At 72.9% G+C, this 9,802-nt stretch carries 10 protein-coding genes and 3 pseudogenes; 3 read left to right on the top strand and 10 right to left on the bottom strand.

Features of this window, described 5'->3' with window-relative positions:
• The 7 genes and pseudogenes from ACFHYO_RS07380 to pedA1 form a co-directional block, all read right to left on the bottom strand.
• Positions 1–686 (bottom strand): annotated as a pseudogene (locus tag ACFHYO_RS07380) (hypothetical protein); the annotation flags it as partial.
• Between the two features lie 102 nt (positions 687–788).
• A complete protein-coding gene (locus tag ACFHYO_RS07375) occupies positions 789–1,391 on the bottom strand; it encodes a hypothetical protein (protein ID WP_394319436.1) in 603 nt (200 codons plus the stop codon).
• A complete protein-coding gene (gene pedC / locus ACFHYO_RS07370) occupies positions 1,388–2,188 on the bottom strand; it encodes a lanthanide ABC transporter permease protein PedC (protein WP_036710298.1) in 801 nt (266 codons plus the stop codon). The genes ACFHYO_RS07375 and pedC overlap by 4 nt, the downstream gene beginning before the upstream one ends.
• Positions 2,185–2,931, bottom strand: coding sequence for a lanthanide ABC transporter ATP-binding protein PedB/LutE (pedB, locus tag ACFHYO_RS07365; protein WP_394319434.1), 747 nt, complete (start codon positions 2,929–2,931; stop codon positions 2,185–2,187). Before pedB ends, pedC begins: the two co-directional genes overlap by 4 nt.
• Entirely contained in the window at positions 2,931–3,491 is a 561-nt protein-coding gene (locus ACFHYO_RS07360) for a cupredoxin domain-containing protein (RefSeq protein ID WP_394319432.1), read from the bottom strand. The genes pedB and ACFHYO_RS07360 overlap by 1 nt, the downstream gene beginning before the upstream one ends.
• A gap of 20 nt (positions 3,492–3,511) precedes the next feature.
• Positions 3,512–4,471 (bottom strand): YVTN family beta-propeller repeat protein, encoded by a 960-nt coding sequence (locus ACFHYO_RS07355; protein WP_394319430.1) that lies wholly within the window; start codon positions 4,469–4,471, stop codon positions 3,512–3,514.
• A gap of 8 nt (positions 4,472–4,479) precedes the next feature.
• A complete protein-coding gene (gene pedA1 / locus ACFHYO_RS07350) occupies positions 4,480–5,748 on the bottom strand; it encodes a lanthanide ABC transporter ABC transporter substrate-binding protein PedA1 (RefSeq protein WP_394319428.1) in 1,269 nt (422 codons plus the stop codon).
• Between the two features lie 167 nt (positions 5,749–5,915).
• On the opposite strand from pedA1, the gene ACFHYO_RS07345 reads away from it, so the two are divergent.
• From ACFHYO_RS07345 to ACFHYO_RS07335, 3 genes and pseudogenes are all read left to right on the top strand, one after another.
• On the top strand, positions 5,916–6,449 hold the full coding sequence (locus ACFHYO_RS07345; protein ID WP_394319426.1) for a DUF3280 domain-containing protein: 534 nt from the start codon (positions 5,916–5,918) through the stop codon (positions 6,447–6,449).
• Positions 6,450–7,016, top strand: a complete 567-nt coding sequence (locus tag ACFHYO_RS07340; RefSeq protein ID WP_394319424.1) for an SRPBCC family protein — start codon at positions 6,450–6,452, stop codon at positions 7,014–7,016.
• Positions 7,013–7,618 (top strand): annotated as a pseudogene (locus ACFHYO_RS07335) (YncE family protein); the annotation flags it as partial. The gene ACFHYO_RS07340 and the pseudogene ACFHYO_RS07335, both read left to right, overlap by 4 nt.
• 450 nt (positions 7,619–8,068) lie before the next feature.
• Here the strand turns inward: ACFHYO_RS07335 and ACFHYO_RS07330 are convergent.
• The 3 genes and pseudogenes from ACFHYO_RS07330 to ACFHYO_RS07320 form a co-directional block, all read right to left on the bottom strand.
• Positions 8,069–8,479: pseudogene (locus ACFHYO_RS07330) on the bottom strand (rhodanese-like domain-containing protein); the annotation flags it as partial.
• Positions 8,476–9,294, bottom strand: coding sequence for a substrate-binding domain-containing protein (locus tag ACFHYO_RS07325; protein ID WP_394319422.1), 819 nt, complete (start codon positions 9,292–9,294; stop codon positions 8,476–8,478). The gene ACFHYO_RS07325 and the pseudogene ACFHYO_RS07330, both read right to left, overlap by 4 nt.
• Positions 9,294–9,802 (bottom strand): c-type cytochrome, methanol metabolism-related (locus ACFHYO_RS07320; RefSeq protein WP_394319420.1); only part of this gene is annotated, 509 nt, incomplete at its 5' end. The genes ACFHYO_RS07320 and ACFHYO_RS07325, both read right to left, overlap by 1 nt.

Raw genomic sequence — 9,802 nt, 5'->3', positions numbered from 1 at the left:
CCCGAGGCGGCGGCGCCGGCGGTCGCGTCCTGCTGCTCGGCCCCGGCGGTCGCCTGGCCCGACGGCGGCTGGATGGCCGCTGCGGCGGACGAGCCGGCGGCGACCTGCTGGCCGTCGGGCGTGGTCACGGCGGGGGTGTCGGGCGCGACGCCCGCGGGCGTGGTCGCCGTGGCGGTCGCGGTGCCGTCGGTCGCCGAAGCCTGCGGGCCGGGCTGTTCCGAGGCCGTCGCCGCGGCAGGTTGGGCCGCGTCGGGGACCGGGGCGGCCAGCGCCTCTTGCGTGGTGGCGGGGGTCGGGGTCTGGACGGGCTCGGTCGGGACGCCCTCGGCGGTCATGCCGGGGGCGGTCGCGCCGGTGACCTCGGGCGGCGGGGCGACGGAGCCTGCGCCCGCGTCGGCCTGCGCCGCGGCCACCGCCGGCGGCGGGGCGAGGTCGGCCTTCAGGCCATCCGAGGCGGCCGGAGCCGGGGTCTCGGCCGCGGCAAGGGATGCAGCCGGCGCAGCCGCCGGGGTGGTCGCCGTCACGGCGGGGGGTTTCGGGATCTCCTGCGTCGCCGTGACCGCCGGGGGCGGGGCGAGGTCCGCGGGCGGCGCGGTGATCGGCACGCTGTAGGTCGAGACGCTCTGCGCCAGCGCCGGCGCCCCGGCCAGCAGCAGGGCGAGCAGCGGATAGGTCAGTCTGGTCATCGCACGCTCCCTCGTCGGCGGCGCCGCGGCGGGCGCCCCTCGTCCCACGTTATCCTGCGCCGCCCCGCGCGTCACCTGTTCATCCGCGCGCTGCCTCGCCGCTCACTCGGGCGGCAGGCCCGCAGCCAGCGCCCGGCCCAGCGCGAACAGCCGCTGTTCCAGGATCACCGGCGTCTCGCAGACATAGGTCAGGCTCTGCTGGCGGTCGGTGAACACCCGCTGGTCCCAGTCGAGCGCCTTTTCCTCGGCGTCGATGGCGTCGAAATCGGGCTTGTCCGCGGCCTCGAGCGTGGCCATCCGCGCGCGGCGCGCCTGCACCTGCGCGGCCAGCGCCACCTGCTTGTGGCCATAGCGCGAGATGCCGTCCATCAGCAGGCTGCGCTGCCGGTCGATGCGCTCGAACAGCGCCTGCATCAGGGCGGTGCGCGCCGCGGGGTCCCGGCCCTCGGCGAAGGCGGCAATCTCGGCCTCGGCATCCGTCACGGGCAGGCGGCGCTGCGCCAGCCGGTCGGCCAGCGCGGCGATTTCGGTTGAGGCGGCCAGCGCCTCGGTCCCCGCGTCGGGCTGCGGGCCGGTCCAGACCTGCCCCAGCGACAGATGCGGCTGGCGCGGCTGGATGCAGGGCCAGTCGGGCGTCGCCTGCGCGGCCATCGCCCCAATAGGCGCCAGCGCCACGAGAGCCGCCATGAAACTGCGTCGCATCATCCCCCTCCCTTCCGGCGGGCGCCGGGGCCGCGGGCCGGGTCATACATCGCCACCGCGCCCAGAAAGAACACCGCAAGGCATCCCGCCACGACCCCAAGGGACAGCCAGTTGACCTCGAGGTAAAGCGCAAAGCGGATCAGCTCCACCGCATGGGTGAAGGGGTTGATGGCGCAGATGTCGTGCAGCAGCGTCGAGGATTCCCGCATCCGCCACAGCGGGTAGAGCGCGGTCGAGGCGAAGAACATCGGGAAGATGACGAAGTTCATCACCCCGGCGAAGTTCTCGAGCTGGCGGATGGCCGAGGACAGGAACAGACCCAGCGCCCCGAGCATCAGCCCCGACAGCACCAGCGCCGGCAGCACGGCGAGATAGCCGAGGACCGGCGGGCGCACGTCCCAGAGCCAGGCGATGGCGAGGAAGGCGTAGACCTGCAGGATCGAGACCATCACCCCGGCGACGAGCTTGGACCCCAGCAGGAACCAGCGCGGCCAGGGGCTGACCAGCAGGGTCCGCATCGCCCCGGTCTCGCGGTCGTAGACCATCGACAGCGACGACTGCATCCCGTTGAAGAGCTGGATCATCGCGCAGAGGCCGGGGGTCACGTAGACCTCGTAGAGGACGTAGGTCTGGTAGGGCGGGGTGATCGACAGCCCCAGGACCGAGCGGAAGCCGGCGGCGAAGATGAAGAGCCACACGAGCGGCCGCACCAGCGCCGCGAGGAACCGGCCGCGCTGGTTGACGAAGCGCAGCGCCTCGCGCCGGGCGATGCCGAGAAAGACGGTGGCGGTGCCGCTCATGTTGCTCCCCCGGCCGCGACCCCGGTCAGCGTCAGGAAGGCGCGGGTCAGGTCGCCGTCCGGCGCGGCCTCGGCGGCGGTGCCGTCGAAGAGCACCCGGCCGCGGTGCAGGATCACCAGCCGGTCGGCGGGCGCGATCTCATCGAGGATATGCGTGGCCCAGAGCGCCGAGACCCCGCGCTCGGCGATCAGCCGACGGGTCAGCGCCAGCACCTCGGCCCGGGACTTGACGTCGAGGCCCACGGTCGGCTCGTCCAGCAGCAGAAGCTCGGGGCGGTGCATCAGCGCGCGGGCGATCTCGGCCCGGCGCACCTGCCCGCCGGACAGCGCATTCACCCTGTCGTCCACCCGCCCGGCGAGATCGACCTGCGCCAGCACCTCGCCCAGCCGCGCCCGCGCGGCGGCCCGCCCGATCCCGTGCAGCGCGGCGTGATACATCAGGTTCTGCCGAACCGTCAGGTCGGCGTCGAGCGCGCGGCTCTGGAACACCACCCCCAGCCGCGCCAGCGCCGCCCCGGGGTCGCGGCGCAGGTCATGGCCCGCGACCCGGATCGTGCCGCTGCGGTTGGCGTACAGCCGGGTGACGAGGTTGAAGAGCGTGGTCTTGCCCGCCCCGTTCACCCCCAGCAGCGCCGTCATACCGCCCCGCGGCACGGTCAGGGACACATCGTCCAGCGCCGTGACCGCGCCGAAGGCGTGGCTGACGCCGGTGACCTGAAGGGCCGGGGGGGCGGTCTGCGGCATCAGCGGATGGTGAAAACGGCCTGCTGGCTTTTGCCGCGCGCGCCGGGGACCGACAGGACATAGCGCCCCGGCACGATCGCCACGAAGGTCAGCCGCGCGGTGCCGGCCGCGTCGAACTCGAGCGAGTGGACCCCCATCGGGCGGACCTCGATGTCGTTCACCACGATCTCGTCCACCCACACGGCGCGGAAGAAATCCCCGCCCGAGAGCGCCAGCTCCTGGCTGCCGTCGGCGGTGATCTCGATCCGGTAATAGCCGCCGGATTGCAGCGTGTATTCGCCCTGCGCGAGCGGCTTCCCGGCGGCGAGGGTGAGGGGCGGCAGGTCCTCGCGGTTGGCGCGCGACAGGATGCCCGAGGGGCCGTAGTCGTGGTGTTGCGGGGCCGTCGCCGCCACGGGCGCGGCGGGCGCGGCGTCGTCGTCATCCTCGGCGTCATCGGCCGGCGCCGGGGTGGTCGCCGGCGCGGTCGAGGCCGGTTGGGCTTCCGGGGCGGCCGTCTGCGCGACCGCGGGGGTCAGCAGCACACAGGCGAGCAGGGCGGCGAGGGTGAGGCGGGTCATCGGCTGGTCCTTTCCGGGGGTCATTCGGGCGCCACGACGACGCCCCAGGGCTGCTGGCCGACCTGGATCGACTTCAGCGCCCGGCCCGAGGCCACGTCGATCACCGTCACGTCGTTCGAGTTGCCGTTGGTGGTGTAGAGCCGGCTCTGGTCGGCGTTGAAGGCCAGCTGCCAGACCCGCTGGCCGACGAGGATGTAGTCCGTCACCTCAAGGGTTTCGCCGTCGATCACCGCCACGCGGTTGGCGGGGCCGAGGGCCACGAACACCTTGCTGCCGTCGCGGGTGGCGCGGATGCCGACCGGCTGGATCGCCTCGGGCAGCACGCCGGGGATCTGGAACCCGATGGTCTTGACCACGGTCTGCGTGGCCGGGTCGATCACCGACACCGTGCCGCCGATCTCGGCCGAGACGAACAGCGTCTTGCCGTCGGCGGTGAACTCGGCGAAGCGCGGGCGCTGGTCCACCAGCACGTTCGCGGTGATCTGGTAGGTCTCGGTGTCGATGAAATGCGCCATGTTGGTGGTTTCCGAGGTGTTGATGACGGTCTTGCCGTCCGGGCTGACGCCCATCCCCTCGGGTTCCACGCCGACCGGGATCTCGGCCAGCATCTGGTGGGTCTTGGTGTCCACCACGGTCACGAGGTTGTCGTCCTCGTTCGCGATGTACAGCCGCCCGCCGTCGGGGCTGAGCACGAACAGCTCGGGGTCAGGGCCGCTGGGCAGGGTGTGGGTTTCCTGCATCGTCTGGGGATCGAAGACCCGCACGAGGTCGTCGTCCGAGGCGCAGACGTAAAGCTCGCGCCCGTCCGGCGAGAGGGTGATGCCGCGCGGGCGGTTGCCGACCGGATAGTGGCCCACGACCTCGAGCGTCTCGTCGTCCAGCACGGTGACGTCGTTGCCCTTTTCATTGGTCACATAGACCCGGGCGGCCAGCGCCGGGTGGGCGGTGGCGAACAGGATCAGCGTCAGGGCGATGCGCATGGCGGACCTCAGAACTTGCATTGGGTTTCGGGGCGGTCGATGCCCAGCGTGTCGAGCGCGGTGACCTGGTGCAGATAGGCGTCCTGCGGGCTGACGCTGGCCATCAACAGGCCGGTGGTCAGCAGGATCGGCTGGCGCAGCTGGTGGTCCCAGTCGCGCACGGTCAGCTTCTGCCCCTTGAAGCCCGCGACCTGAAACTCGGGCGAGAGGATGAAGGCCTTGAGCGCGGCGGGATCGGTCGTCCGCGCCCGCGTCGCCGCCTCGCCCACCATGCGGACGGCGAGCCAGGCCTGGTAATCCTCCTCGCGCATCGGGCGGTGGGCCAGCGCCTCGAAGCGGTTCTGGAACTGGGTCGCGCCCCATGCCTCCATCGCCGGGTGCCAGCTGCGCGGGACGAGACCGGCCGAGCCCGCCACGGGGCGCGCGTCCCAGGTCTGGTAGGGCAGGTAGCCGGCAAAGATCCCGGCCGCGTCGGCGGCGATCAGGATGTCGTGCTCGGGCGCGCGCTGGGTGAAGACCGGCATCTGCGCCTGCACCTGCACGTGCCCCGAGTCGGTGCGGCGGGCGCCGCCGGTGTCCTGGAACACCCGTTCCTCGACGATCTTCGCGCCGAACTTGGTCGCGGCGCGGGTCCAGGCGGCGGCGAGCGCGGTATCCTCGGGGTGGCTGCCGGCGACGAGGAACCAGCGCGTCCAGCGCTTCCACATCAGGAACTGCGCCAGCGCGTCGGTCAGCATCGCGTCCGCGGGCGCGACGTGGATCACGTTGGCGCGGCAGTCCGCCCCACGCAGCGCGTCGCCGCGGGCGCGGGCGTTCAGGATCAGCGCCCGGTCCCCGGCGTGGTCGGCCAGCGCCAGCGTGGTGGCGTCGTCGGCGAGCGTCACCACGAACTGCACCCCCGCCCCGATCAGCGCGTCCAGCTCGGCCGCGGCGGTCTCGGGCGTGGCGGTCGCCTCGGTGGTGTCGAAGTCCTGGCCCATGAAGCGGCCGGTGGTGTCGTTGTCCTCGGTCCCGAGCCGCGCGCCGACGAGGCCGAGATCGGCGGGCGGCAGCTCGAGCCGCGAGATCGGCGGCAGCCCGGCGCGGTCCACGCGCAGGACGCCGATGCGGATGACCTGCGGGGCGGGCGTCTGGGGCGCGACGGACGGGGCCGCGACGGTGGGGGGCGGCGCGGTCTGGGCGGTCGGCGCCGGCGTCTGGGCCAGCGCGGGCGCGGCGCCGAGCGCCGCCGCGAGGGCTGCGACCCGCCAGATGCTGCGATGCTGCGCCGGTGCCATGACGGCCCTCCCCCACCACACCGGCGCGTGGCGCCGGCCTTCCCCGTGCCAGTCTTGGCGGCGCGCGCCGCGGGTGCAACCCGGCAATCGTTCCGAGGCCGATTGCCGCCTTTCCCTGCGACGTTCGGCTGATGGACGCCGCCTTGGCCGGCGCTACCATGCGCCCCATGATCACCCCTGCCCGCCTTGCGTCCGCCCTGCCCGCCGCCGCCCTCGCGGCCCTGCTGGCGCTGCCGGCAGCCGCCGCGACCCCGGTCACCGGGCCGCCCCCCGCGCCGGGCAGCGCGGTCTGGTTCGGGCTGCATTTCATCGACACCTCGACCGAGGGCGCGATCAACGGCGTGCGCGCCGACGAAACCGCGCGGGTCGAGATGGCCGAGGATTTCATCGCCGCCGACCTGACCCGGCGCGGCTTCACCCTGACCGAGCCGCCGCCCGAGGCGGTGGCCGCGATCCGCAACCCCGTCCACTCGAACCGCCGCGACACCCGCATCGCCGCCGAGATGGGCGCGCGCTACGCCATCTCGGGCGAGGTGCAGAAGGTCTCGAACCTCATCCTGTCGGTGAACCTGCACGTCCGCGACGCGGCGACCGGCGCCACGGTGCGCGCGGGCGCCGTCGATATCCGCGGCAACACCGACGACAGTTTCCGGCGCGGCTACAGCTACCTGCTGCGCAACCTCATCTTTCGGGAGAAATAGATGCGACCCCTGACGACGAAGGCCGTGACCCTGGCGCTGGCGGCGCTGCTGGCGAGCAGCGGAATGGCGCTGGCGCACGGCCCGGTGCGGCTCAAGCTCGAGCTGGACGAGGTGCTGAACGCCTCGCCCGACGAGGTGTGGGCGGCGATCGGCAAGTTCGACGACATGAGCTGGCATCCCGCCGTCGCCCGGACCGAGATGACCGCCGACAGTCCCGACGCGGTGACGCCCGAGAAATCCACCCGCGTCCTGCACCTCACGGCCGAGGGCGGCGATCCGACGATCACCGAGACGCTGACCAAGTTCCAGCCCGAGAAGCGCTGCTACGGCTATCTGATCAAGGCGGTCGAGGTGACGGTGCTGCCGGTCACCAACTACGCCGCGACGCTGTGCGTCAACGACGAGGGCGGCAAGGCCAGGGTGGTTTGGAAGGGCGGGTTCTACCGCGGCTATCCCAACAACGAGCCGCCGCCCGAGCTGAACGACGAGGCCGCGACCAAGGCCGTCACCGGGGTCTATCAGGCCGGGCTCGACGCGCTGGCCGAGCGGTTCGGCAAGGCCGAGTGAGGCGCCTCGCGGCCGCCCTGCTGCTGGCCGCCGGGCCCGCGGGAGCGGGCGATCTGGCCGTGGTGACCTCGCAGACGGCGCAGGCGGTGAGCGTCGTCGATCTCGACAGCGGGGCTGTGCGGGTCACGGTGCCCGTCGCGGGGGCGCCCGCGCCGGTGGCCTATGACCCGACGACGGGACGGGCCTATGTGATCTCGGCCGAGACGGGGGCGCTGACGGTGCTGGGCGCCGACGGCGCGGTGTTGCGCCAGCAGGCGTTGGGCGAGGGCAGCTTCGGCATCGCGCTCGACCCCGCGGCGGGGCGGATGTTCGTGACCGACTGGTACGGGGCGCGGTTGCGCTGCCTGACGCTCGACGGCGCGCCGGTGTGGGCGGCGGCGACCGGCCCTGCGCCCGCCGGGGTGGCGCTGTCCGGGGACGGACGGGTGGTCGTCACCGCCGACCGCGATGCGGACAGGCTGTCGGCCTTTGACGCGGCGACCGGGGCGCCGCTCTGGCAGGCACCGGCCGGCACCCACCCCTATGCCGTCACCTTCCACGCCGGGCGGTTCTGGACCGCCGATGTGCAGTCCGACAGCGTGACGGAGATCGACGCCGCCAGCGGGCGCGTGACCGGCCGGGTCGAGACGGGCAGCCACCCCTATGGCGTGGCCTTCGCCGCCGGCAAGGGGTTCGTCACTGACCAGTATGCGGCGACGGTGACGGTGTTCGACGCCGAAACCCTCGCCCTCCTCGGCCGGATCGAGGTGGGCGACTACCCCGAGGGGATCGCCGCGCTCAGCGACGGGCGGCGGCTGGCGCTGGCGAACTGGGACGCCGACACGCTGACGGTGATCGACGGCGAGAGGCTGACGGTCGAGGCGACCATCGACGTGCCCGCCGGGCCGCGCAGCTTCGGGCTGTTCGTCGGCCCGGCGCCTCAGTCGGCGGGCACGGCCGGGACGAGCGCCCGCCCCTCGGCCGCCCAGGCGTCGGTGCCGCCGGGGAACCAGGCAAACCCGGCCATAGCCAAGCGCCACCGCCCGGCGCGCGGCATTCCAGCTCATCCAGCAGTCGGCCTTGCAGAAGAACACCAGCGCCGCCCCGCGGTCGCCGTGGCTCAACCGCTCGAGCGCCGCGACGAAGCCGCGCTCGACCTCGGGCGTGAGCCGGTCATAGCCGGTGTCGGCCAGCCAGATCGCACCGGGCAGGGTGTCATGGCGCGGGGCGCGCCACAGCGTGCCCTCGGGCAGTCCCGCGGGGCGGCGGGTGGCGGGCAGCACGTCGATCAGCACCGCGCCCTCTGCCTGCCAGTCGGCGGTGCCCGCGGCGTCCAGCACCGTGGCGCCGGCCAGCGTGTCGGGGACCGGGGCGCGGTAGGGCTCTCCCCGATACCCCTGCGGCTCGGGCACGGCGGGATCGGCGGCGGCCGCCGCGCCCAGCCCCGCCAGCAGGCAGGCCAGCGCGGCGGCGCGGCGGATCATGGCTTCAGCGCCTTGCCGTAGTCGTCGACCAGCGGCACCCCGGCATCGCGCAGGATCGCGTCGATCTCGGCCTGGTTGCGGCGGATCAGGCTGTTCAGCTCGCGCTTCCAGTCCTGCTCGCTCGGCCGCACGCCGAGGGTGATGCGGTAGAAGAGCCGCGGCCCCCCTTCTTCCTTGAGCAGCGGCACGAACTGCAGGTCGGGGTCGTCCTTGACCAGCGGCCCGGCGAGCGGCCCCCACAGCACGGCGGCGTCGAGCGTGCCGTTGCGGACGCCCTCCAGCATCTCGCCCACCGGGTTCTCGACCCGGCGATCGACGAACAGATCCCAGCCGCGCATGTCCTTGGCGAGACCCGCCCGCGCCATGTGGGTGGCGGGGGGCGTGCCCGCGACGACGCCGAGGTTACGGCCCTTGAGCGCCGGATCGGTCAGATGGTCCACCCCGGCCAGCGGCCCGTCCTTGCGGGTGAGGATCCCGTAGACCGAGGTGTAGTAATGGTTGGTGTTCTGCACCAGCTCGTCGCCCTGGGCGTAGCCCATGATGACGTCGCAATTGCCCTCGCGCAGGGACTTGCGGACGAAGCCGGTGCCTTGGGGAAACCAGAAATACTCGACTGGCAGGTTCAGCTTTTCGGCGAAGAGCGTGGCGAGCCGGTTCTCGAACCCCGAGCCGTCCTCGGCCGACATCGGCACCGCCGCCGGGTCGGCGCAGACCCGGAAGGCGGTGGTCGAGCGCAGCTCGGCCAGCTGCGCCGCGGCCGGGACCGCGCCGAGGCTCAGCGCGGCAAGGGTTAGGGCCGCAATCCCGGCGCGCATCAGCCGCTCATGCAGGAATCTTCCTGCTTGGCGAAGTCGTCGGACTTGTCGGCCCGGTTGGCCGGCCGCCCGCGCGGGATGGCGCCGGTGCCGTGCGCGAGCAGATAGGCGTAGATGTCATCGACATAGCACCACACGTTGCGGTTGGTCCCGAAGGCCGGCATCACCTGGTTGGCCTGGCCGGTGCCGACGTTCTGCTTGCCCGAGGCCACGATCTGCTGGAACTCGTAATAGTCGATCTTGTTCACGACCGAGTCCTTGAGCGCCGGGGCGTAGGTCGAGCCCTCGCCGTCGGGGCCGTGGCAGACGTGGCACTCGGCGTGGTAGCGGCGGTAGCCCGAGAAGCTGGCATAGTCGAGCTTGCCGTCCTCGATCTTGAAGGTCGGGATGCCCTCGGCGTTGTACCAGCGGCCGTTTTCCATGTGGTCGGGGGTGGTGTCCATGCCATTGGGCAGGACCGGGCCGGCGGCCGCTGCGGCCGCTGCGCTCGTCGCCGGCGCGGCCGCCG

Origin of the sequence: Paracoccus panacisoli (assembly GCF_042435015.1) — a bacterium.
GTDB classification, from domain to species: domain Bacteria; phylum Pseudomonadota; class Alphaproteobacteria; order Rhodobacterales; family Rhodobacteraceae; genus Paracoccus; species Paracoccus panacisoli.
Note: the sequence above shows the minus strand (reverse complement) of the source record. Positions and strands in the feature narration are given on the sequence as shown.

What these genes read in the sequence shown, in the direction of transcription:
- pedB (WP_394319434.1), bottom strand. Translation starts at nt 2,931, where the DNA reads ATGCCGCAGACCGCCCCCCCGGCCCTTCAGGTCACCGGCGTCAGCCAC.
- pedA1 (WP_394319428.1), bottom strand. Translation starts at nt 5,748, where the DNA reads ATGGCACCGGCGCAGCATCGCAGCATCTGGCGGGTCGCAGCCCTCGCG.
- ACFHYO_RS07325 (WP_394319422.1), bottom strand. Translation starts at nt 9,294, where the DNA reads ATGCGCGCCGGGATTGCGGCCCTAACCCTTGCCGCGCTGAGCCTCGGC.
- ACFHYO_RS07345 (WP_394319426.1), top strand. Translation starts at nt 5,916, where the DNA reads ATGATCACCCCTGCCCGCCTTGCGTCCGCCCTGCCCGCCGCCGCCCTC.
- ACFHYO_RS07375 (WP_394319436.1), bottom strand. Translation starts at nt 1,391, where the DNA reads ATGATGCGACGCAGTTTCATGGCGGCTCTCGTGGCGCTGGCGCCTATT.
- pedC (WP_036710298.1), bottom strand. Translation starts at nt 2,188, where the DNA reads ATGAGCGGCACCGCCACCGTCTTTCTCGGCATCGCCCGGCGCGAGGCG.
- ACFHYO_RS07340 (WP_394319424.1), top strand. Translation starts at nt 6,450, where the DNA reads ATGCGACCCCTGACGACGAAGGCCGTGACCCTGGCGCTGGCGGCGCTG.
- ACFHYO_RS07355 (WP_394319430.1), bottom strand. Translation starts at nt 4,471, where the DNA reads ATGCGCATCGCCCTGACGCTGATCCTGTTCGCCACCGCCCACCCGGCG.
- ACFHYO_RS07360 (WP_394319432.1), bottom strand. Translation starts at nt 3,491, where the DNA reads ATGACCCGCCTCACCCTCGCCGCCCTGCTCGCCTGTGTGCTGCTGACC.